This is a genomic window from Limosilactobacillus pulli (assembly GCF_947381555.1).
Taxonomy (GTDB): Bacteria; Bacillota; Bacilli; order Lactobacillales; family Lactobacillaceae; genus Limosilactobacillus; species Limosilactobacillus pulli.
On the sequence record NZ_CANCWQ010000013.1, the window covers coordinates 1 to 22,184 of the forward strand.

The window sequence follows — 22,184 nt, forward strand, 5'->3', positions numbered from 1 at the left end:
AGCGATTTAATCATACGGGGAAGGCTTTCCCTTTTTCAATTTAATTTAGAAATTTACACAAAATATTTTACACTCCCCAAGGATTCGTTATTACTTTAATCATTATTTAATTTCTTTTTAAAAAATAGGCGCTACTTTAACCCTTTTGAATGGGAATCAACTGTTGGAATAAGTTATAATCAATACGGTATTTCTTAGAAATTCCTAATGACTCGTGCCATATTCAAACCAGTATTTTTAAGGGGAAAATTCAATGCAGACACCATGCTTGCCTAAATACCTGCTGCTGTCCAGCTTCGCGCTTTTGACGGCAACAACTGGCTTTGCTTTTAACGATGCAACGGTTAAGGCCGACACGACTGTCAACAGCTCAACTACTGCTGTAACGATTACCAATCCAGCGACTGCCAATACCGTTACGTTAACCAACACTTCGCAAAACAGCACCGCATCTGCTACCAACACCAACAATTCAGTTGCCGATGATGCTGATATCGTCAGCGATTCATCGGCATCGTCGGCTGCGACCAATGAGAGCACCAGTTCAGCAGCAAACGTACCAACCGAAGCTATTACATATGATAGCGGTAACGTTGCTCAATCCGATACCAACTGACTTGGCAACTATACCTTTGCTCAGCTCGACTACTACAATGCCAATCAGACTGCCCAGCCTGCTGGCGAACTCACGATCAAAGCCAGTGGTCAGCCGCACAGCTACTTTCCTAACGCGCAATACGCCCGCGTGACGGTCAGCCGTGGTGCTGAGACGCTGTTTGATCAAACCTTCATTGGCGACCAGAGCTATCGGTTTAATCAGACGCTGCAGCTGCAAGCCGGCGATGTTTTAAGCATTGAGCATGCCGAAGCCAAAACACGCTACACGACTAATGACGATGCCACGATGAAGACCTCGGCACTTGGCGACTTGAGCCGTTTCGTATTTGTCGTAGCCAATGATCTTTCATTAAGAAACATCAGCGACTATGCCTATTTGGATTCAAAAACCAAAAAGCTGATTGATGACGGTACCCTGGCATTTGGCGTTTCAGCCAGCGACATCAATACCATGCAGACCCAGCTTGACAATCAGCAGGCTGACTTAACGACCGAACAAAAGTCGCTTTTGCAATCACGGCTAGATCAGGCTAAGGAACTGCTGACCAATACGCCTAACAGCATCAACATTGGCCAGACCATGACTTACCAGGGATTCGTACTGTCACCAGATACCAGCATCACGCAGACCAACAAAGAAGGCCGCTACATGGGGACCTACCACGATCGGCAATCTTTGGGGATGGTGCTGTCGGATGGCTCAACGATCAGGATTCGGCGAGTTTATTGATACGACAACCAATGACGATCACGAAGCTGCTTCTAAGGTTGCAACAGCCCAATCAGCCAATGAAAATGTATCATCAACCGTATTTATGACCAACGAGCCGGTATCAAGTGAAAATAAACCTACTGCTCATCACCATACCGATTCTCAAAGCGATTCAAATCAACAAAAACTACCTCAAACCGGTAACGAAAACACGGCCTTGCTTGGTTTAGGTCTTTTCGCATTAGCAGCAATGTTGAGAATTGGTGGTCGGCGACTTAAAAAACATTAAAATAATTACCGATTAGGCTTAATCTGGGTATTTATTGATGATTTTAGCCGTCAACTATGGTATTCTGAAGTCATTGTGATATAATTCAGACATAAATCATGACGAACGCACCTCGTCTGGTTTGGACATGGATATTATTGCGCGGCGATTGGTTGACAACCCCTGTGACAGTTGTGAGTGGACAACTTCATTCAACCGATCCTCCCCATAACAGCCGCACAATCCATTGTCAAGATTATCAGGATCCCCCTGGTATGAGAAAGAGACGCTAAGAAACTTCCCCGTTTCTTAGCGCCTCTTTTGTTTTGTTGAAAAGTAATCTAATGGCGAGTTTTGTCTCAAAGCCATGGAACGTATGCGTAATCATCAATGAAGGATCTAGACGGCCATTCATAATCAGACTGGCTGATTTTTCCATCCGCAGTCGATTGCTTTGCATTACCTCGCCATCAATCTTGATGTTGGACATCCCAACACCCCAGTCACCGGCATTAATCTTAACCGTGTCATGACCATTCAAGTAAGCAACGTTACCAATCGAAGCACCTGGTTTAGACATCCGAACGGCTTGTTCAAAGGTGTATTCGGCATTCCCACCGGCAATCAGCACCTTGTCTACGCCAACATGGTTTGTCAGTTCAAGAATTTGATCGGCAATATCGCCATTGTGATAATCAATAATATCCGTAGCGCCATATTGCTTGGCAACTTCGACAGTCTTAGGCCGTGAAACATGGTTGCGATCCATTGCAACCGTGATTTTTTGGCAAATAACTCCGGATTGCCACTCAAAGCAGCAAAAACCGCATCTTGACCCTGCATTGCCTGATCCAGATCGGCATCATTTATTACGTTACCACTGATTGCTTTTTCTCGAGCACCGGTTTAAATCTGATTTGCTGAACGGGCAAACAGTGTCAACTCATCATCAGTTTGATCCAATAGCGTTTGACGAACAGCGCTGCCCAGCGTTCCAGTCGCATCAATAATTAATACCCTGGTCATATTTTCCCTTCCGATCATCATTTTTTCATAGTCTAATCTTTAAAGCATAGCTTAAGTCAAACATGCCAATCAAAAATAGTGGCATTTAAGATTATAATAACAACAACTACTTTCCCAGAAAGGAAAACGTTATGAAACTGACCCTATATGAACTTTACCAAAAAATGCTAACTACTATGGGACCAACGAACTGGTGGCCGGCTGATTCCAAAGCTGAGATTATCATTGGCGCCATCATGATCCAAAATACTACCCAAGCCAATGCCGAGCGTGCCATTGCCAATTTTAAAGTAGCTACCAAATTTGATCCTAACGCAATCAGACGACTATCAACTGATGAGCTTCAAGCAATCATTCGTCCAGCGGGTTTCTTTAAAAATAAGAGCCAAGCTGTCCACACCATCTTTGACTGGACAAAGCCTTTTGACGATAACTATGATCTGATCAAACGACACTTTGGCTCAAAGCTGCGTAAAGAATTGTTAAGGCTGCATGGTATCGGTCCAGAAACCGCCGACGTCTTGTTGATCTATGTATTTGATACCCCCGTTTTCGTCAGCGACAAGTATGCAAGAACGTTGTTTGAGCAAATGGGCATCACTGGCTTGCGGAAATATCAAGATCTAGCCAAAATCATCAAGCTGGATGACCAATTTACTATTAAGGACGCTCAAGAGTTTCACGGTTTAATTGATGAGTTCGGCAAACAATGGCTGCATCCCGTTGAAAAGTTTCATGAAAGCTTTTTAGCTGATGACCAGCTACTGCTTAAATGACCACCAGTCTGCATGATTTATCGACTATTTGCTGAACGGCCAAATTAATTTTAGGAAAACTACTCTTGGATTACCAAAAAGTATAAAAGAGTATAAAATAAATCCACTATTTTGAAAGTGAAAACTATCCTTCTAATCAGTCTAGATAGGCATGAGCAATTAATGCGGCACATAAATCACTTCTAATTAGAGCCTTATCTCACTTTGCACGTTACTTTGATTGGTGTAGCTGTCGCCTCATTTAATCCTTGGTGCAACGTGGTCAGCGCTGGCTCCTAAAATATTTTCGCCCGCTCAGAATCCCTGATTCTATCTGATCTGTTCTTTGCCATGCGCGACTTAATTATCTATGTTAATACTTCTAGAAAAAGAATGATCCATCAAGTCATGATCTACTAACGAGCCTTATTGCTGATTGTCATTTTCTCTAACAGCAGGCTTTAGGCCCCTCATCACGTCAGAGCCATATTTGAACTTCATATTGTCATCAGGCAGGGATTCGGCAAATTCGGTCATTTCAATCAATAGCCGAAGATCAGCGTTTTGAGCAACGCAATCTTCAGCCATTTTTTAATCATCTTGATCATCAGAAAGCAGCTGGGCCAAGTGACGAGCCAGTTGCTGCTGCTGCAGTGGCGTCAGTCTGGTCAGCAGTTTATCAACCAGTGCTGGCGTTTCATTTAAGATGGCAGCTAAAGCATCAGCCAAGCGATCATCATCGGCTAAGGCCATCAGCTCTTGAACCAAGGCATCGATCCGCTTGCCAGCAACCTCCTCACGACTGATTGGGGCATCATCTGCGGCCTCGCGCTGAGCCTGCGCATCGGCAGCTTTAAAGAATGCACGCACTCGATCGCCACCATCATGAACTGCCTGGCGATACAGATCCTCATCCATTGATGAATAGACGCCAGTGACTTTGATAAACGCCCCCAGCGCCAACATGGCATCAACTACCAACTGCACGTTTTGTTCTTTGATCTGCCCATGTTCCAAGAGCCATTCAAACAAATAGGCCGTTGGTGCCGCCAGATCGCTGGTAATCGTTTCTGGATGCTGCGCAATCAAATAGCGGTTCAAATAGACATCGGCTAAGCGCAGATACTGCTGCATTCTTGCATCATCAACCGTTTCGGCCTGCTCCAGATAGTCATGATAGCGCCGTAAAAATGCATCGTTGACCTGGCGCATCTCACGAATAATTGCCGCATAACCATTCCAAGCCGGCGTTTTTTGAATCTGATCGTCCCATTGATGAAACTGGTGATAGTCAAATTCCCAGGCGGATTTTTCTGCCATGCTGCCTTTTCTTTGGGCTGGCAGGCGCCATTCTTGATTAATCTGATTTTTAAAGCATACGGCTGGTGCCATCTCGGGCTTGCGCAAATCACAAAAGACGCGCGTACTGCTGCCCAGCGTCAATGAAAGAATCCCCAACTGATTCAGTAACTGCTCATCATCCAGGCGGTCCACATCAATTTTGGCTAATTCTGGTGCATAGGCACGGAAGGCTTTTTCAACCAAAAAATCATCAGTCATGTTTTGAAATTCAAGCTTGCTGTGGGCAATACAATTAACGTATTCAGTTAGTTTAATGGAGCTGATCCCCATTCCGGCCATCACAAACATCAAGACTTGTCGCAACACTGAAACTGGACTGACTTTGAGAAACTCGGCACCCGGCAGCACGATTGGCATCTGCGTATTTTGATTGATACACAGCAGCATGCCATAATCCTGCATGGATACCTCACGAATGATCCAGTCGCACAATGATGTTTCCTTAACGTATCGTGGCTTGGGAGCACTAATCAGCGTCTTTTTAAATGCAGGGGTGAGTTTTTTGCTGGCAATTAGCATATGTTAACACCACCTCTTGTTTGATTTATCAAGATATTACTACCTATTAAGGATAACGCAATTACAGAATCATTTTCAACCGCTTTCAGCAAAATCTGTCGCATATTCTAGTAAAAACAAGACAAAACTCGCTTTTGAGCCATTTTTCACTAAATCAATATGAAAAAAGGCGGGACTTTATGTTTCCCAGAAAAGTTCATCAAGGGTCTTATCTAAGACCATGTAAACAATATAGACGGTTACCATTAAATCGTGCGGTTTGGCAACAAAATCAAAGAATAATCAATGCTTTCGTGATGTGAAAACAAGGAGTGCTTCGGTAGAAAATATCGATATGCTGACAGACCTGCCAGCCAGCTACTGCGCTGAGGCATTATTATCCAGAAAATAATAAAGAGGTTGGGTTAATTCCCAGCCTCTTAAATTCCTGATCAATCAAACAAATGCAGCTCTGCCACCCGTTCAACGGCTTCTACCAATCGCTTAGGCTTGATCAGCAGGCCAATCCGCACGTAGCCTTCACCATGCTCACCAAAGCCATTACCAGGTGCTACGGCAACGCCTGCCTTGTCCAACAGCAAATCGGCAAACGTTTCGCTGGTAAAGCCCTTTGGTACCGGCATCCAGGCATAGAAGGTTCCCTTTGGCACATAAGCATGCCAGCCAATCTTTTCGGCGGCTTCTACAAAGGCATCGCGACGCTTTTGATAGCGATGTACGATCTTTTGAATCTCATCGTCACGCTCTGGACTCTTTAAGGCATCAATTGCCGCATATTGCAGGGCTGGGAACAGACTAACAAACAAGTGATCCTGAATCAGATTCAAGGCATGAATGATGTCGGAGTTGCCGACTGCAAATGCAATCCGCCAGCCCGCCATGTTGAACGTCTTAGAATAAGTATAAAATTCGATACCGACTTCTTTAGCACCTGGCGTTTCCATAAAGCTGACCGGAGCTTGATCATCAAAACCCAGCGCACCATAGGCAAAGTCACTGATGATGCCAACATGGTATTTTTTAGCCCATTCAACCAGTTTGGCATAAAATTCCTTGGTTGCCACGGCACCGGTTGGGTTGTTTGGATAGTTCAGATACATAAACTTGGCACGCTTGGCCGTTTCTTCAGGGATCTTGTCCAAGTCGGGCAAGAAGTTGTTTTCAGCCAGCAATGGGAAGGTTTCGAACTTAACCTCACCCAGCGCGGCCCCAGACCAGTAGTCAGGATAGCCAGGATCTGGTAAAAGCATCGTATCGCCTGGATTCATTAATGCCCATGGCAGTTCAACCAGACCAATCTTAGACCCGCCTAAAATAGCGACCTCGGTTTCAGGATCGATTTGGGCACCGTATTTTTCTTGATAAAAGTCTGCCGCCGCCTGCTTGAATGCTGGCAAGCCTTGGAATGGCGAGTACTTATGCGTTTTCGGATCAGCAACCCATTTCTGCGTACTTTTAACAATATATTTTGGCGTTGGCTTATCAGGGTTACCCTGGCCCAGATTAATGACGTCGACACCCTCTGCTACCTTGGCATTAACCTTGGCGACCAGATTGGCGAAGAATTGCTTTGGCAGTGTATCCAACAGTTTTGATTGTTTAAATTCCATTGATGATCTTCCTTTCAAATTTTTCTGATTCTTTTAATACTAGTCGTATAGCTCCGGACGCCGATCCTTAAATACTGGAATCGGACCCCGCACTGCTTTTAATTGATCCAGATCTAATTCAGCAATCGTTAAACCGGCTTTTTCCCCGGCATTGGCAATCACGTTCCCCAATGGATCCACGATCAGTGAGTGACCACTATAGCTGTTTTCGGCATCGTGTCCAACCCGATTAACGGCTACGACAAAAGCTTGATTTTCAATCGCCCGCGCCTTAACCAATGCCTCCCACTGCTCAACGCGCGGCGTCGGCCATTCTGCAGGGACGTAGATAACGTCGACACCCTGCTTGGCCACGGTACGGAACCATTCCGGAAAGCGCAGGTCATAGCAGATAAAGCTGGCACTCTTGACGCCTTTTAATTCAAAAACGTTGCCGTGATCACCTGCTTGAATAAATTGGTCTTCATGCATCAAGCCAAATAAATGCACCTTGTCATAGCTGCCGACCAATTGTCCGGTTTCATCATAGACATAGGTCGTGTTGTAGAATTTGCCGCCAGCTCGCACGGTTGCCACTGAACCGCCCACAACAGCAATTTGATTTTCCTTGGCAGCCTTTGCCAGCAGCTGCTTGGTACGCCAACCATCTTGATCGGCCAATCGTGCCAATTCGGTCAGTGCATAGCCGGTATTCCACATTTCTGGAAATACGACTACGTCAGCACCGGCCTGGGCGGCAGCCTTGATTTCTTTTTCAACCGTCTGATAATTTTGATCTGGATCACCCAGTACAATGTCAATCTGAGCAACTGCTACCTTAAAACCCATTAACTTCATCTCCTTAATAAAAAAACTCGCCCCAGCTAAAGGACGAGTTTTCGTGATGCCACCTTTATTTGCCGTTTTGTCGCCAAAACAGCCTCAATAAGTCATTGACTCAGCGAGATAACGGTCGCTTACCGGTTCCGACTACTCACTTCATCGGTCCGCCACTTAAATCAGGACCATCTTCATCGTTGAAATCTGCTTTTTTCCACCAACCAAAAGCTCTCTAAAAGATTTGTAGCGACTACTCATCCTGGGGCATCGTTTCACTATGATTATGAGTTAATTCTAATCATTTTTTAATTAATGTCAAGCGTTATTTTAAATCAACCGGCGACATTTTTTGATTGATCCGATTCAGCCAGATTACCAAAATTCCGGCAACTGCTGCATACACGGCACCCCCTGGCCCAACAGCAATCAAGCCATGCGTTTTAACTAATAGACTGCCGGTTGCTGAACCAAGCGCAATTCCAAAATTGGAAAAGATTGAATTGATCGAAGAAGCCATCACTAATGATGCTGGATAATCATGCGTGGCAATATCGATAAAATGCAGTTGAATTGGCGAATTGAGCAGATACATCAAGACCCCAATCAGCATAATCAGAATCAGCGCCAACCCACGGATGTTAAGACTAATTGATAGCAGTGCCAAACCGATAAACTGAAGCAAATAAACCAGCGGCATTTTATGCAGCCCACCTAATTCCACCAGCCGGCCTGAGAACTGATTGCTAAATAACGACATCAGCCCATAGATAAACAGCAGCATCGTGATTGCACCGGTACCAAAATGCAATGGTCCCGCCAGCATCGGTCGCAAATAGGTGTAAAAAGTATAGGTAGCTGCCAGGTTTAACATTGGCAATAGCATTCCCACATAAATTCTGCGATCACCAAAAATCCGAAATTGATCGCTGAAATTCTGGGCTTTTCCTTGTCTGAAATCAATTGGCAAACTGCCGCTCATTAAAAACAAGATCACTAAACTGACGGCAACAATCACGCCAAACGTGGTCCGCCAGCCAAAATGCATTGAGATCCAGGTACCAACTGGAACGCCAAATACCGAGGCAATCGAAAAGCCCGAAAAGATCCAGGCAATCAAACCCGCTCTTTTTTCCAGCGGTGCCAGACTGTTGGCAAATGTCGTCGCAATTGAGATGATAACGCCTGAAACGATGGCAGTAACGACGCGGGCTGCCACCAGAATCGGATAATTCGGCGCCGCCATCACCATAACGTTGCCTAAAATAAACACAAGCCATAGCCATGTCTCGACTTTCAACAAGCTGCGCGTCCCAATCATCATTGTGATCAATGGCGTGCTGAATGCATAGACCAAAGCAAAGATCGTCACCAAAAGTCCTACCACGGTGACCGGTTCATTAAACGTTTTGGCAATATCAGGCAGGACCCCGACGATAATAAATTCACTAAAGCCTAGAGCAAAGGCAATCAAGACCAATACCAGGCTCTGCATGCGATAAGTTTTCAATTATCCACTACTTCCTGTTTTCTAAAATTAAACCCAACTTAGTTTAGTGCAGATTTTGATACTTATCTAGTCGCTGAGTAAAAAAGAGACCGAGAATTAACTCAACCTCTTAATTGCGCTATAGATTATAATGCTTCAACACAGTGGCTGGCTGGCAGTTTAAACGCTTATAAATCACCGTTTGACTACCCTAGTTGTTGGTAACTAATGATCCTAAGTATTTTTTACAGATCGAAACGATACGCTCAGCAGCACGACCATCACCGTATGGATTGGGTGCCTGGGTCATTTTTTGATAGATGGCTGTATCATCTAGCAGCTCTTCCATTGCTTGGCCTACTTTTTTAGGATCGGTACCAACCAGCCGCAATGTACCGGCCGTAACGCCTTCTGGACGCTCGGTTTCATCCCGCAGAACCAAAACCGGCTTGTTTAAAGATGGTGCTTCTTCTTGAACGCCACCCGAATCAGTCATAATCAGATAACTGCGGGCCGCCAGATTATGAAAATCAACAACATCCAGTGGCGCGATCAGATGGACGCGTGGTTCGTCTGCAAAGACCTGCTTAGCCATCTGCTGTACCCTTGGACTGAGATGCACGGGATAAACAACCTCAACGTCAGGATGTTTTTCAACTTCTTTTTTTATGGTTTCAAAGACTCGCTGCATTGGAGCACCTTGATTTTCCCGGCGATGCATCGTCAACAAAATGATCCGTGAATCTGGTGAGACTTCCGCCAATACGTCATGATGGTAGTTACTTGAAACATTATCGCATTGCAAACGTTTGTCTAAAGCACAAAAAAGACCACCAGCTGTTTAGCTGACGGTCCGCATTTCATTAATTATAAATGTTGGCTGAAAAAATCAATGAAACATACTCAATATCGTTCGCATTACTTACCTTCATTAACGGCATCGGTTAAAGCCTTGCCCAAACGCTTCAGACCTTCTTCGATCTTGTCTTCTTGCATGTTGGAGTAGTTCAAGCGGAACGTACCTGGTTCTGGCTCACCGGCGAAGAATGGATCACCAGGCACAAAGGCAACCTTTTCCTTCAGGCACTTCTTAAACAGTTCAACCGTGTCCTTGACACCAGGAACCTTAACCCACAGGAACATCCCACCTTCTGGATTCGTGTACTTAACGCCTGCTGGGAAGTACTTCTTCATGCCTTCAATCATCAGGTTCTTGCGCTTGCCATACAGGGCACTGATTTGATCAACATGCTCGTTGATGTCGTTTTGAGCAAAGAATTCAACAACTGCCCATTGTGCCAGCTGGTCGGTGTGCAGGTCAGTAGACTGCTTGAGCACCGTCAGCTTGTCAATGACTTTTGGATCACCCAGAACCCAGCCCAGCCGGAAGCCAGGTGCCAAAATCTTAGAGAACGTACTCATGTACAGAACATGGTTGGTCGTATCAAATGACTTGATGGCTGGTACATGCTCACCTTCAAAACGAATGTCACCGTATGGGTTGTCTTCCAGAACCATCACGTCGTATTTGGCAGCCAACTCAGCCACCTTCTTGCGCCGATCAGCCGGCATCGTCTTACCAGTTGGGTTTTGGAAGTTGGAAACCGTGTAGAGCAGCTTGGCCTTTGGGTGGTTCTTCAAGGCTTCTTCCAAGGCGTCGACACGCAGGCCCTCATCGTCTTGTGCGACAGAGACAAACTTGGCACCATAGGAACGGTAGACATCCAGCGCACAAAGGTAGGTTGGGTCTTCCACCAGCACTTCATCGCCTTCATCAATAAAGGCCTTGCCGACCAGGTCCAGCACTTGTTCAGAACCAGTCGTTACCATAACGTTTTCTACCTTTGAATCAATACCTTCACGTTCCTTAACCCGCTTGGTAATCAGTTCGCGCAGTTCCGTTACCCCGCGCGATGCACCATATTGCATGGCTTCGCGGCCGTGTTCGTCAAAAACCGTATCGACCGCTTTTTTCATTTCTGCGACGGGGAACAGTTCTGGCGCTGGCAGGCCCCCGGCAAATGAAATTACTGATGGATCAGCCGCCGCTGCCAGGATTGCCCCAACTGCGTCCGTACCATCTGCAGGAACCCGTTTTGAAAATTGAACCATTCCGATCACTCCTATTCATTCTTAGAAACAAATTATTAATGAATCTCATTAAATTTTAATATGGCTATTATAATAGTCGTATTTTTTTAATTCTGCAAGTCCTTTTGGGAAAAAATCTCAAATCATTTTTCTGCTTGATTAACAATGCAACGCAAGCCCTGCATTACCAACTGCTTGGCCGCGGCCGAGACGGTCAGTCGGTAATCTGAGGCGTACTCTTGCAGCTTTTGATAAGCAGACATTTCTGCTGGTGTCCTCCAGATGATACCCGTAACCTGGCCATGTTCTTTTTTCATTTCGTCACCTTCTGTTTATTTTTGTTCATTTTAACATTTTTGATGGCTCCAGATTATAGTGATTAAATTCACAAAATCCATTCAAATGCTTGAACGACTGCCCGCCTTTTTTTATACTTGTACTAGAAATTAGAAATGAGGGGATCAAATGGACTACTTGATCGGGGTAAACATCGGCACCACTTGTACTAAAGCAGTTTTATATGACCAGGACTTCCATGCACTGGCCAGCTCATCACGAACGCATCAACTGTTCCGGGATGAACCGGAAATGCTGGAAGAAGATCCAGACGAGATTTTTGAAACGGTCGTTGACACGCTGCATGACGTCGTTTTAAAAGCAGACCTAAGCAACGGGACACTACGCGGTGTTTCATTTTCCAGCATGATGCACAGTTTGATTGGATTAAACCGTGTCAATAAGCCCCTGACACGCGTTTTGACGTGGGGCGACAACCGGGCAGCTAAATATGCCGCCAAAATGAGGCAAAACGGTGAAGGACTAAAAATCTATCAGCGTACCGGGACGCCAACGCACCCGATGTCTTTGCCTTACAAGCTGCTATGGCTTAAAAATGAGCATCCGGAAATCTTTGAGCGGACTACCTGTTGGCTGGGCATCAAGGATTATGTGTTCTGGCGACTGTTCGGTGTTTTGAAAACCGACATCTCATCGGCAAGTGCGTCAGGTCTGCTCAACCTTAAAGAGTTGGACTGGGATGAAGAAACGCTTAAACTGATCGGCATCTCGCGTGATCAACTGCCACAGCTGACTAGTCCATACGAGCAGGTCCGCGGTCTACGCAGTCAGATTGCCGCTAAGATTGGCTTGCCAATGGATACGCCGTTTATTTTAGGTGCGGCAGACGGACCCATGGATAATCTGGGCGTTGGTGCTTTGGATCAAGGAACCACGGCCATTACGATTGGCGACACCTCAGGGGCCGTGCGGGTTATTACTGATCAACCGCGTTTTGACATTGAAGGCCGCCTGTTCTGCTATGCTCTAGACGAAGATCACTGGGTCGTTGGTGGGCCAATCAATGCCGGCAACACCGTCTTCAGCTGGGCTGGTGACAAACTGTTTGCTCCAGAAAAGCAGCTGGCCAGCATGATGCATGAAGAAAGCCTGGATGTTGTGGCCAAGATTGCCAAAACGATTCCTGCCGGCTCTGATGGTTTGATCTTCCACCCATTCTTAAATGGTGAACGGGCGCCAATGTGGAATGCCAATGCCCGCGGCTCGTTTTTTGGGCTGACGCCGCATCATACGCGGGCTCACATGGCACGTGCCGTTTTGGAGGGAACCGTCTATGAACTATATGCCATCAGCTTAACATTAGAAACCGTCGTTGGTGAACCCAAGCAGATCATGGCTACTGGCAACTTTGCCCGCTTTGGTCTGTGGCGCCAGATTTTAGCCGATGTCTTCCAAAGTCCCGTTGCCATTCCCCAAGAACAAGACAGCCGAACACTGGCCGCGGTAGTGATGGGCATGAAGAGTCTGGGCATGATCAAAAAAATCGACGTCATCAAAGAACATTTGCAAAAAGCCGCGACCTGTCAACCAAATCATGACACCTACGACATTTATCAGTCGCTGGTACCGATTTACGTTCAGCTTAGCAGCGACCTGCAGCAAGAATACGATGCAATTGCCGACTTTCAGCATAAATACTGTCATTTCAACCAAAAATAAACATAAAAAGAGAGTGCCGCTTTTAACACTCTCTTTTTTTATAGTCATTTTCCCCACAGAATCTGCATGACATATTTCAAAATGGCCTTTTTTTCGTGCAGCTGACGATGCGACGTCTTGGGATACCAGCGTTGTACGTATTTAACCGATGTATTTTTAAACAGCGTTGCCATCATTTGCGATTGAATATTAGGAACCTCACCGTCCGTTTTTTGATCGGCTTCCTTGCCCATGATATTATAGATCGCCTCATCTTTTGAAAACTGAGCTTTTTTAACCTGGCACAACAATTTCTTGAATTCAGCATCGCGGGACTTTTTAAACAGCCAGGCCGTATATTTGGTATTAACGCCAAAACTTTCTTCTACCGGTACGCCCAGCAGGACAATCTTTTGAAAACTAAGCTTTTTTTGCAGCTTGGCATTACCAAGATAGGCATGCAAAAACTCGGTCCCGCCATACGAGTGAGCAACAATATTAAGCTTTTTGACGTGATACTGCCGGTTCAGCACGATCAAAACCTGGGTCAGCTGGTGCATCTCCGGCTCAAACGAAACATTATAGTTCCAATCGTACAGGATTTGAATAACGGGATTCTTCTTACCCTTAAGACTGCCTTTAACCCGTACCTGACCAGTTGGCGAAACGCGCACGACCATGGCACTTTGCGCGATATTTTGATTCTGTGCCCGTTTGATAAAGGTATCAAACGTGATTGTATTACCGCCTTGCCCCGGAATCAAAAGCGTTGGCGTATCGGTATAGCTGACATCGGAGCGCAGCCGATGCATGTTCAAGGGCTGGCTGGGCGTTCCCTTCAATAAATAAAGCTGCACGGCCATCGCAATTACGATAATGCCAAAAACCAGGTACCATAACCGTTTTAAGACTATCTTGATCACCAGTTGCTTTTTATTCAGCATTACCATCATCCCTTATCATCAAACTAGCCTAATTATAACGCACCGCTAGTTGATCAAAACTTTAAAAAAGCTCAAGGCCGATTCGTTTTCAATGCGCTTTTCAGCCGAACGTGCTATAATTTTGCCAACAAAATCAAGTCGCGTTTAAAAGGAGATGACCGTATGCTGATCGTTTTGGAGAAAATTGGCTGGGGAATGCTTGCACTGACCGGTTTTGTCGGTGGCATCATCGGTTTGGCACTGCCCGTAATCCCACAGGTACCATTTTTCCTGCTGGCCCTGTTTGCCCTGTCCAAGCTCTCGCCACGCTTCCATCGCTGGCTGACGAGCCGTCACTGGTATCAACGCATGGTCGTTCCTGTTTTGGAAAAGTTCCATGCCAAGCGTCAACCTAAAAATCGCGTTCGTACGGTTGAGGCCAAACAAGACTAATCAGTCCCTTGCAGCTCTGCAGAGGGCTTTTTAATTATTATCAGACCAAAAAAGGATTTTAGCCATGCAGCTAAAATCCTTTTTATTTATTTTGACTGTCTGGTTCGGGTAAACATCGTCATGGCGGCCAAAGCAAGGCCAAACACGATTAAAAAGACGTCCAGATAACCGAACCATGTTGACCAGCTGCCACGATACAGAATCGCTGATAAGAAGATCAAAACCCCGCCCCAAAAGAAGATGTCTTTGTAAAATTCTCGATTGAAACGCATCTGCCATACCTTCCTTGAGTTAATTGTTTGATTAAACTATCTCTAGAATGTATTGTAAACCCTTTCGATCAATGAATTCAACCCAGATCGATCACAAATCGATTGGGCAGCTAGCCAAACAGCCGCGCCCAAAAGCCCTTCTTTTTCTTTGGCGGCTGAGCAGCTGCTGAGCGATCAGTTTCTGGTTCAGCAACCGTTTCATCAGCGCTTGATTCAGTATCCCGCGTATACGGATTTGGTTCGCCAATCCACTTAAAGAAGGCGTCTTCTTTAATCTCCATAAACTTGCCACGCTTGCCGTTGATACCATCAACACAGATCTCAACCGGCAGCGCATTACGATACTCTTCAATACTGTCGGCACTGAAGCCATTAAAGGTATTGAGTTTGGAAATATCAAACAGCAGACTGTGTTTATCGGCATAGCGCTTAAAGTCCTCAGTCTGCGTAAGATAGAGCTTGGCCCAACGGCTGCGGGCGCTTTCGCGAAAATCGTCGCAGATGGCTTCAGCAAAAAAGTCCGGTACCGGCAGATCCGCCATCTCGTAATACTCTTTAAAGATACGACGCGTGTTGGCCAAAAAGTCCAGCCGCCCCGTCTGCTTATCAAACGTTCGCCATGGCGTCTCGTCATCGCTGAGCAAGGTGGCCATGCGTACGACAAAATCCTTAAACAGCGTATTGTTTAACGTTTGACGCACATTATAGATGTATTTATTGGCCTCACCTTTTTGTTCTTCATCAATAACCTTATCAATCTGCAGATAATAGGTCCGGCGCGCTGTTTCTCGCAGCATGGTAAAGCCAGAATCGTAGTTGGTCGTACCAATCAGTGGTGCCACGGCATGTGGATGATTGACCAGATCATTCATGGTATCAACGATCAGGTGTCGACTGTATTGATCCTGCTGGAAGAAGTAAGGCTCGATTTCATCGACTAACACTGGGTAGGTACTGCCGGTCTTCATATAGTGTTCAAGTGCCTGCACCGTTTTAAGCTTTTTTTGCGGCGTCTCAGTTGGATAGATCGTCCCAAAATCAATCAGTGAGCGATCTGTATTCCAGGTCAGCTGATTGATGATCCGCAGCAAAGTTGACTTGCCTGATCCGGCCGTAGCGCCCAAAACCAAGAAATTGGGTACGTCATTACCATCTTCTGGATTCAGACTGGCCTTGGAGCGGATCTCCCATAAAAATGGCGCCGTAAAGCTGTACAAAATCGCCTCATAAAAGCGCTGGCCATAATCAGGCGTATAGTCGACCACATATTTGGCATAGCCCTGCATGACCGCATCAATGCTCTTTAAACCATCGCGAATCTCACTGATAGTAGCCAGCCTGCCGAAAGGAATTGGATAGGTCCCGGCGTCGTTTGGTACGTAAAGGCCGCTGTTATCGTTGGCTAGGTTGCGCTCCATTGGTCGATCATACAAAAACGTGGTGTATTTCTTTTCAGCTGAGCGCTCTTGCGGCGTCATGTCAGTCAACAAGGTCTGCCGCACCTGCTTGTAGATTTTCTCACGAGTCTTGAGCGTTGGCTTGGCGGCTCGTGGCGAAACGGATTCTTTTTGCAGGTTAAAGATGGCATCTTGTTGATGAATCGAACGTTCCAACTCATCTTTGACCAGAGCTCGATCAGTTGTAATGTCTCGCATGGCCTTGGCAATTTCTGGCTTGACGATGCCACGATCAATCTGCTGCTGCACGTCATGTGAGATTAAATCAGTCATATCGGCAATCGCGATCTGATCCGTTGTCTCATTGCCAAGGATGATCACATTACCAACGTCCTTACCGGCTTTTTGATCCTTTTTCATGGCATCCAGCTGTTTTTGGGCGGCACTGAGCAACTCGGCTGAAAAATAGTTTTTTAAGACCGGCTTGATATCGTTTTTAAACCGCTGCATCAAATTAGCGTATAATGGACTATTGTCAAAGACCATGACTTCTTCGAGCTGATTATGCTGCTCATCAAAAGACGCCGCGGTCAAATTGACACTGCCCAAAATCACGCGTGTTTGTGTACCAGCATCATCACTGAGCAGATAAAAGCGCGAATGAACCTCTTGAACTGGAGCCTGCTCAACAGTAAACAAGCCATTTAAGACGTTCAGTTGATTCTGGCCGCTAAGTGCCTCAAACAAACGGGCCGGCTGCTTGTTGGCCGCTGCCAGCAAAGCCGTGGTTAAGGCTCCCTTTGTTGCTGCCTCGTCAGCCGTCTGGGGCGTAACCTGTTCTTGAGCACCTAAAGCAATCTCTACTTGAATGAGGTCGCTGAGATGCTGGTTAAAAAAGTCGGCGTCCAACTCACCGGTAACCGCCGTCAAGCGACTAAAGCGACGAGTATCAAACAGCTGGCGAATCGTCAGCCGTGGCACTTCTTGATTATTAAAAATATAGTGGACCCGTCGTCTTTGACCGGTCGACTGCTGCGTCGTCGTACTCATAAAGTGGTTCCTTCTTCGTCATCGTTTTTATGCTATGTTCCATTTTGCTGTATTTTTATAACGTTTGCAAGTTTTGGCCCTAAAGAATGACAAGCAAATTTATGTGCATTCACCATGATTTTATTTTATGCAAAAACAAAATTACTCAAAAAATCTGTCAATTCTATAATATGTGCATTAATTGCAAAATTTATTTCGTGAAACCGTTTATCTATAACGTTAAAAGTTTCAAATTTTTTGGTTAGATTTAAATAGAGGGGGTGCCGGAAATTTTAAATATAGGCGAGAATATCAGAGCCTTCCGTAGAAGCCTCGGTATAACACAAGAAAAACTTGCTGAAGAAAGCGGTTTGTCTGTCAATTTCATCTCACGATTAGAGAGAACGAGTGATCAAAACGTCAGTATCAAAACGCTTAACAAGATTGCCCACGCCATGCAAATTTCAACTGCACAATTGGTCGAGGACAGTCAGCGTGACCGCGAAACCTCTCTTTCTGTTAATCAGTTGATCTACCAGTTAAAATCGATGGATCCACAGCAGGCTGACAAGGCAGCCTACGCGATTTTACAGTTGATTGACGCGATTAAAGATACACAATAAAAAGAGGCTGGGAATAAAGTCTCAAAACAGAAAAATGGCTGAAGATTGCGTGACTTAAAACGCTGATCTTCGGCCATTTCTATTATTAAAATTGTTTTATTTTGTCAGAAAAATTAGTTTTTTCCCAACCTCTTTTTCTGTTCTGTGATCAATTGCTAGTGCTATTGGCCGTAACCGCACCCGTTGCATAGTTGACTACGATATTGTTTTGGACGTTGGGAACGAACACATTGAACTCCAGACTGCCATCACTGGATTTGGCTTCAATGTGGGCACCAGATGGAACCAAATTGGCACCGTCATAAATATCGGTTACCCGATAGCGGACCTTTTTATTTTGATCCAGGGCCTTTCTAACCAGTCCCTCATAGTAATTTTGACCGGTCGATGTCTCACTGGCTGCCTCATTGGCCCAAGCTGTCTGCGTAGCGATGTTTTTAGCATTGGACTCGGAGGCATCAAAGCCTGAAATCCCCCCAACCAGCGCGTACCCCAGCAGATGACCGCGATCATAGGCATGCGATGGTCCGTTGGTCAGATTGGTAGCCTGCAAAAAGCCCGCTGGTTTCCAACTGGTCGCGCCATTGCCTGTTTGATCACGACTACGATACTGACGCGTAGTTCTGTTCAGCCATGCATCCCCACGCCAGGCTCGCCCGCGACTGTCAGTATAGTTGACGGCATAGGGTGCGCTGCTGACACCAGCATTCAGACTGGTCTGATTATTGTTGACAATGTAGGCACCATGGCCATTCCAAGTCAGACTGCCACCAAGCTGTTCTTTAACGCCCGCCGACAAAACGGAGGCTGCCTTGGTTTGACTGGGCGTGATCAGCGTACTGGAGCCCTGACGCTGATAGTTGCTGGAACTCGTGCTGCTCTTACCGATTAGACTGCTCAGTTTTTCTTTTGCTTGGCTAGCTAGCGTCGTTGAGCTGCTGGCAGAGCTGATGGTGGAGTTAGTCGAGCTCGTTTGCGTACCAGGCTTGATTAAGCTGCTTAGCGCAAACAAAATTACAAAGGCCGTTAGCCAATGCAGGATCCGCCGCGTTTTTCTCTTCATTTAGTTTTCCTTACCTATCGATTGATTGCTAGTATTGCAGTTTTTCGTTTTTAAAGGCTTCCTTGACCATCTTACCCAAGAGTTTGGTACTTTCATTTAACGAAATCTGGGCCATTTTTTCATTGGTCTTGGTCAGTTCAGCACTGAGTAATGACTGATCTTCAATGTCAGCTGCCTTGGCGTCCATTTGCTCCTGCAGTTGGCGACAGACAGCAACAACCGTCTGTTCAAAGGCTTCTTCCATCATTTCATAGCGCTGATAGTTTTGATCACCCAGCGCTGCAATCGTATGCGTCAGCCAATACATGTTCTGCAGATCAAAGTCACCAGTCGTATTCTTATAAGGAGCCGGCGTATCATCGATATTGGCATAAAACGGCACGACAGCATTAAACGTATTAGGTCCAAATGCCAGCCAGTGCACGCCGGCAATTGAATCAGGCACGTGATTTCTGATCTGCAGCATATGGATCTCAAGATTTCGATTTAAGGCAATTGGACGATATTTCTGCCGCTCATTAATCGGACCATGACCATATGGATCATAATCGGTCTGTTGGAAATGCGAGCTCATCGCCTGCTTGACGTCTTCAATGGCTAATTTATGCTTGGGATGACAAATAAATGGCAGATCCTGATCGGTTGGCTGCTGCTCTGCTTCATCACTCAGCAGCCTTTGTACGTACCAGGCCCGTGGGTAATTGTAACGTGCATCGCTGGCCGTACGACTGCCAAAAATCTCGCGCAGATTCAGACCATGTTCTGGATTCAGATGATGCTGCTTGATAAAAGTTGGTAAATCAGCAGAATACATCGATGAGTCGCTTTCAAAATCATAATCGGCAATATTAAACTGATTTGGCGCAATTACATAAGCATCGTCAGGAATTTTCTGAGCTGCCCAGTGATGGCCGCCAATCGTCTCAAAATACCAGACTTCATCGTGATCGCTAAACGCAATTCCGTTTGATTCATAAGTACCGTATTGCTCCAGCAAATGGCCCAGCCGCTTGACGCCTTCACGTGCCGATTTGATATATGGCAATACCAAAACGACAAAATCTTCTTCACCAATTCCACTTTCGGTATTATAGGGATCGGCACCAAGCACGCGCGCATTGGTGGTTGCCGTTTCGGTTGCGGTCATGGCAACGTTGGCCGCATTAATGCCCCCAGCGGCAAAAACGCCCGCACTGTTGTCAGCATCCGGTACCGATGTATACTTAAGCGGATTATCGGGCAGCTCCAACCTAAATTTAGTCGTTTTGGATGCGTAGTGGCGTGGCTGGTCTTTAGGATCAACGACCACGAAGCGCTGCGGATCAAACGCATTGCCATAGTCTTCTTGCCGGCAGATCAAGGTTGAACCGTCAAGCGTGGCTGCCTTGCCTGCCAAAAAAGTCGTACAGGTATGTTTCATTGCAATCTCTTCCTTAAAAATATGATTAATCAAAATTATAGCATAGCAATCCTGTCAAAAAGCGCCCGGCCGATTCGACCAGACGCTTTTTATCAATTATTTATGATGATTTAAATGATGCTCGTTTTCAAATTCCGTTTCTTCACTAGCTTTTGGTTCCTCATGCTTACGAACGCGCACGAAGTAGATGATCGACATGATTACCAAGAAGATCACCCCAACGGAAACCGAGATGCGCGTATCCGGATTGATAAACATAAAGGCCAGGATCAGCAGCAATGCCGCCGTAGCAAAGTAGTTGTAAAGCGGGAACAGTGGCATCTTGAATGGATGATTCTCCATCAGGTTGGGATTTTGTTTTCTAAAGTGCAGCTCAGAAATCAAAATAACGAACCATGGCACCATCCCCGGCAACACTGAAGCACTGTAGACGATGACAAACAGATTGGAAGCCGTTTTGCTCATCTGGGTCAGAATCGTGTTAAGTACAAAGCCAACCAGAATCCAGCCAGCAATCGTCAAAATCGCCACGTTTGGCACGACGCGCTTAGACAGCTTGGAGAAAAACGGAGAGACCTCATGATCAACCGACAGCTTAAACAGCATCCGGCTGGCACTGTAAATCCCCGAATTGGCCCCTGACATGGCGGCCGTCAAAACGACAAAGTTGATCAAACCGGCTGCCCCAGTGATTCCGACTTTTTCAAAAGTTTCCACAAATGGCGAGCCCACTGCACTCAATTGATTCCAAGGATAAATCGAAACGATTACGAAAATAGCTCCGATATAGAAAATCAAAATCCGCCAGATTACGGACTTGACTGACTTAACAATGGCTTTTTGTGGCGAGGCCGTCTCACCAGCCGCAATCCCTAACAGCTCAATCCCTTGATATGAACCGGCAATCACAGCCAAAGAGAAGAAGAAGCCTTTCCAGCCGTTCGGGAAAAAGCCGCCATGCGACCACAGATTGGAAATGCCGACTGGATGCCAGTTATTGCCCAGACCAAAGACGATTACCATCAAACCAACGACGATCATCAAAATAATCGTTACGACCTTGATCATGGCAAACCAGAATTCCAATGAGCCATATGCCTTAGCCGAAACCAGGTTGGCCAGCGTCAAGATGACAATTAAAATGATCCCCGAGATCCAGTCTGGTAAGTTGGGCCACCAGTAGTTCAGATACTGCGACATGGCAATCACGTCAGAGATCCCAACGATGATAAACTGAAAGACGTTGCTCCACTTAACCAAATAGCCTGATAGTGGATTGATGTATTTGGTACCGTAATCAGCAAATGAACCCGTTCCCGGATTTAGATAGATCATTTCCCCCAAGGCCCGCATCATGGCATACAAAACCAGACCAACCAGGGCATAGGCCAACAATACCGATGACCCAGCCCATTTGATGGTTGAAGTAGCCCCCATAAACAGACCACTACCAATCGTTCCACCGATGGCTATCATTTCCATCTGCCCCGTCGTCATTGAACGTCGCAGATGACCGCTGTTCTGCTGTTCCATAGAAAAAACTCCTTTATTTTCAGCCAAACAAAAAGCCGATCGAATCTACCCATCTCAATCCCACTTAAGACTTTCTGTAAGTGGTTGAGCGGATTCGATCAGCTGTTAACTGCTTTATTGATATCCAGATTGAAGAACTCAACCACTTTAGATTGTTGTGGTTGAGGTGGAGGTTAGCTGAATCATGTGCATCTTTAATTGTCGAATTAG

21 protein-coding genes and 1 pseudogene are annotated in these 22,184 nt (G+C 45.8%); 7 read left to right on the forward strand and 15 right to left on the reverse strand.

Annotation, left to right across the window (positions count from 1 at the left end; genetic code table 11):
• Window positions 1-253 precede the first annotated feature (253 nt).
• The 3 genes from QOS03_RS05305 to QOS03_RS05315 all read left to right on the forward strand — a co-directional run bounded on the left by QOS03_RS05305 (window position 254) and on the right by QOS03_RS05315 (window position 1,619).
• The gene (locus QOS03_RS05305) at window positions 254-616 is read left to right on the forward strand and encodes a hypothetical protein (protein ID WP_283575604.1); all 363 of its coding nucleotides are present in this window, start codon (window positions 254-256) and stop codon (window positions 614-616) included.
• 75 nt (window positions 617-691) lie between these two features.
• Window positions 692-1,348, forward strand: a complete 657-nt coding sequence (locus tag QOS03_RS05310; protein WP_283575639.1) for a putative mucin/carbohydrate-binding domain-containing protein — start codon at window positions 692-694, stop codon at window positions 1,346-1,348.
• Window positions 1,314-1,619, forward strand: coding sequence for an LPXTG cell wall anchor domain-containing protein (locus tag QOS03_RS05315; protein WP_283575605.1), 306 nt, complete (start codon window positions 1,314-1,316; stop codon window positions 1,617-1,619). Before QOS03_RS05310 ends, QOS03_RS05315 begins: the two co-directional genes overlap by 35 nt.
• A 268-nt stretch (window positions 1,620-1,887) precedes the next feature.
• Here the strand turns inward: QOS03_RS05315 and QOS03_RS05320 are convergent, their stop codons facing one another.
• Window positions 1,888-2,367, reverse strand: a complete 480-nt coding sequence (locus QOS03_RS05320) for a zinc-binding dehydrogenase (protein WP_283575606.1) — start codon at window positions 2,365-2,367, stop codon at window positions 1,888-1,890.
• A gap of 388 nt (window positions 2,368-2,755) precedes the next feature.
• On the opposite strand from QOS03_RS05320, the gene QOS03_RS05325 reads away from it, so the two are divergent.
• Window positions 2,756-3,400 carry an endonuclease III domain-containing protein gene (locus QOS03_RS05325; protein ID WP_272209234.1) on the forward strand — a complete coding sequence of 215 codons (645 nt, stop codon included), beginning with the start codon at window positions 2,756-2,758 and terminating at the stop codon, window positions 3,398-3,400.
• Between the two features lie 405 nt (window positions 3,401-3,805).
• Here the strand turns inward: QOS03_RS05325 and QOS03_RS05330 are convergent, their stop codons facing one another.
• The 8 genes and pseudogenes from QOS03_RS05330 to QOS03_RS05365 form a co-directional block, all read right to left on the reverse strand.
• On the reverse strand, window positions 3,806-3,967 hold the full coding sequence (locus QOS03_RS05330; protein ID WP_283575607.1) for a hypothetical protein: 162 nt from the start codon (window positions 3,965-3,967) through the stop codon (window positions 3,806-3,808).
• A gap of 3 nt (window positions 3,968-3,970) precedes the next feature.
• Window positions 3,971-5,260: a hypothetical protein gene (locus QOS03_RS05335; protein WP_283575608.1), complete on the reverse strand. Its 1,290-nt coding sequence runs from the start codon at window positions 5,258-5,260 to the stop codon at window positions 3,971-3,973.
• A gap of 431 nt (window positions 5,261-5,691) precedes the next feature.
• Entirely contained in the window at window positions 5,692-6,870 is a 1,179-nt protein-coding gene (locus QOS03_RS05340; RefSeq protein WP_169462455.1) for a pyridoxal phosphate-dependent aminotransferase, read from the reverse strand.
• A gap of 39 nt (window positions 6,871-6,909) precedes the next feature.
• Entirely contained in the window at window positions 6,910-7,698 is a 789-nt protein-coding gene (locus QOS03_RS05345; RefSeq protein WP_169462454.1) for a carbon-nitrogen family hydrolase, read from the reverse strand.
• 313 nt (window positions 7,699-8,011) lie between these two features.
• Entirely contained in the window at window positions 8,012-9,196 is a 1,185-nt protein-coding gene (locus tag QOS03_RS05350; protein ID WP_283575609.1) for an MFS transporter, read from the reverse strand.
• 190 nt (window positions 9,197-9,386) lie between these two features.
• Window positions 9,387-9,965, reverse strand: a pseudogene (wecB, locus tag QOS03_RS05355) (non-hydrolyzing UDP-N-acetylglucosamine 2-epimerase); the annotation flags it as partial.
• 128 nt (window positions 9,966-10,093) lie between these two features.
• The gene (locus QOS03_RS05360) at window positions 10,094-11,287 is read right to left on the reverse strand and encodes an aminotransferase-like domain-containing protein (protein ID WP_408612074.1); all 1,194 of its coding nucleotides are present in this window, start codon (window positions 11,285-11,287) and stop codon (window positions 10,094-10,096) included.
• Between the two features lie 122 nt (window positions 11,288-11,409).
• Window positions 11,410-11,583 carry a hypothetical protein gene (locus QOS03_RS05365; RefSeq protein ID WP_283575610.1) on the reverse strand — a complete coding sequence of 58 codons (174 nt, stop codon included), beginning with the start codon at window positions 11,581-11,583 and terminating at the stop codon, window positions 11,410-11,412.
• A gap of 148 nt (window positions 11,584-11,731) precedes the next feature.
• Between QOS03_RS05365 and QOS03_RS05370 the strand changes: the two genes are divergently transcribed.
• Window positions 11,732-13,282, forward strand: coding sequence for a gluconokinase (locus QOS03_RS05370; protein WP_283575611.1), 1,551 nt, complete (start codon window positions 11,732-11,734; stop codon window positions 13,280-13,282).
• A gap of 44 nt (window positions 13,283-13,326) precedes the next feature.
• Here the strand turns inward: QOS03_RS05370 and QOS03_RS05375 are convergent, their stop codons facing one another.
• Window positions 13,327-14,205 (reverse strand): alpha/beta hydrolase, encoded by an 879-nt coding sequence (locus QOS03_RS05375; RefSeq protein WP_283575612.1) that lies wholly within the window; start codon window positions 14,203-14,205, stop codon window positions 13,327-13,329.
• Between the two features lie 162 nt (window positions 14,206-14,367).
• On the opposite strand from QOS03_RS05375, the gene QOS03_RS05380 reads away from it, so the two are divergent.
• Window positions 14,368-14,637, forward strand: coding sequence for a DUF454 family protein (locus QOS03_RS05380; protein ID WP_128513303.1), 270 nt, complete (start codon window positions 14,368-14,370; stop codon window positions 14,635-14,637).
• An 86-nt stretch (window positions 14,638-14,723) separates the two neighbouring features.
• Here QOS03_RS05380 and QOS03_RS05385 read toward each other — a convergent pair whose 3' ends face one another.
• Window positions 14,724-14,909, reverse strand: a complete 186-nt coding sequence (locus QOS03_RS05385) for a hypothetical protein (protein ID WP_128513304.1) — start codon at window positions 14,907-14,909, stop codon at window positions 14,724-14,726.
• A 110-nt stretch (window positions 14,910-15,019) separates the two neighbouring features.
• A complete protein-coding gene (locus QOS03_RS05390) occupies window positions 15,020-17,356 on the reverse strand; it encodes a phospholipase D-like domain-containing protein (protein ID WP_283575613.1) in 2,337 nt (778 codons plus the stop codon).
• Window positions 17,357-17,616: 260 nt separating this feature from the next.
• Here QOS03_RS05390 and QOS03_RS05395 point away from each other — a divergent pair, with 260 nt between their 5' ends.
• Window positions 17,617-17,958: a helix-turn-helix domain-containing protein gene (locus QOS03_RS05395; RefSeq protein ID WP_045025376.1), complete on the forward strand. Its 342-nt coding sequence runs from the start codon at window positions 17,617-17,619 to the stop codon at window positions 17,956-17,958.
• A gap of 148 nt (window positions 17,959-18,106) precedes the next feature.
• Here QOS03_RS05395 and QOS03_RS05400 read toward each other — a convergent pair whose 3' ends face one another.
• From QOS03_RS05400 to QOS03_RS05410, 3 genes are all read right to left on the reverse strand, one after another.
• A complete protein-coding gene (locus QOS03_RS05400; RefSeq protein WP_283575614.1) occupies window positions 18,107-19,021 on the reverse strand; it encodes a DNA/RNA non-specific endonuclease in 915 nt (304 codons plus the stop codon).
• A gap of 28 nt (window positions 19,022-19,049) precedes the next feature.
• Window positions 19,050-20,441: a C69 family dipeptidase gene (locus QOS03_RS05405; protein ID WP_283575615.1), complete on the reverse strand. Its 1,392-nt coding sequence runs from the start codon at window positions 20,439-20,441 to the stop codon at window positions 19,050-19,052.
• A 96-nt stretch (window positions 20,442-20,537) separates the two neighbouring features.
• Entirely contained in the window at window positions 20,538-21,974 is a 1,437-nt protein-coding gene (locus tag QOS03_RS05410) for an amino acid permease (RefSeq protein ID WP_283575616.1), read from the reverse strand.
• Window positions 21,975-22,184 lie beyond the last annotated feature (210 nt).

Coding starts and splice junctions, on each gene's coding strand:
- QOS03_RS05305 (WP_283575604.1), top strand. CDS start 254: ATGCAGACACCATGCTTGCCTAAATACCTGCTGCTGTCCAGCTTCGCG.
- QOS03_RS05315 (WP_283575605.1), top strand. CDS start 1,314: ATGGCTCAACGATCAGGATTCGGCGAGTTTATTGATACGACAACCAAT.
- QOS03_RS05320 (WP_283575606.1), bottom strand. CDS start 2,367: ATGGATCGCAACCATGTTTCACGGCCTAAGACTGTCGAAGTTGCCAAG.
- QOS03_RS05325 (WP_272209234.1), top strand. CDS start 2,756: ATGAAACTGACCCTATATGAACTTTACCAAAAAATGCTAACTACTATG.
- QOS03_RS05330 (WP_283575607.1), bottom strand. CDS start 3,967: ATGGCTGAAGATTGCGTTGCTCAAAACGCTGATCTTCGGCTATTGATT.
- QOS03_RS05335 (WP_283575608.1), bottom strand. CDS start 5,260: ATGCTAATTGCCAGCAAAAAACTCACCCCTGCATTTAAAAAGACGCTG.
- QOS03_RS05340 (WP_169462455.1), bottom strand. CDS start 6,870: ATGGAATTTAAACAATCAAAACTGTTGGATACACTGCCAAAGCAATTC.
- QOS03_RS05345 (WP_169462454.1), bottom strand. CDS start 7,698: ATGGGTTTTAAGGTAGCAGTTGCTCAGATTGACATTGTACTGGGTGAT.
- QOS03_RS05360 (WP_408612074.1), bottom strand. CDS start 11,287: ATGGTTCAATTTTCAAAACGGGTTCCTGCAGATGGTACGGACGCAGTT.
- QOS03_RS05365 (WP_283575610.1), bottom strand. CDS start 11,583: ATGAAAAAAGAACATGGCCAGGTTACGGGTATCATCTGGAGGACACCA.
- QOS03_RS05370 (WP_283575611.1), top strand. CDS start 11,732: ATGGACTACTTGATCGGGGTAAACATCGGCACCACTTGTACTAAAGCA.
- QOS03_RS05375 (WP_283575612.1), bottom strand. CDS start 14,205: ATGCTGAATAAAAAGCAACTGGTGATCAAGATAGTCTTAAAACGGTTA.
- QOS03_RS05380 (WP_128513303.1), top strand. CDS start 14,368: ATGCTGATCGTTTTGGAGAAAATTGGCTGGGGAATGCTTGCACTGACC.
- QOS03_RS05385 (WP_128513304.1), bottom strand. CDS start 14,909: ATGCGTTTCAATCGAGAATTTTACAAAGACATCTTCTTTTGGGGCGGG.
- QOS03_RS05390 (WP_283575613.1), bottom strand. CDS start 17,356: ATGAGTACGACGACGCAGCAGTCGACCGGTCAAAGACGACGGGTCCAC.
- QOS03_RS05400 (WP_283575614.1), bottom strand. CDS start 19,021: ATGAAGAGAAAAACGCGGCGGATCCTGCATTGGCTAACGGCCTTTGTA.
- QOS03_RS05405 (WP_283575615.1), bottom strand. CDS start 20,441: ATGAAACATACCTGTACGACTTTTTTGGCAGGCAAGGCAGCCACGCTT.
- QOS03_RS05410 (WP_283575616.1), bottom strand. CDS start 21,974: ATGGAACAGCAGAACAGCGGTCATCTGCGACGTTCAATGACGACGGGG.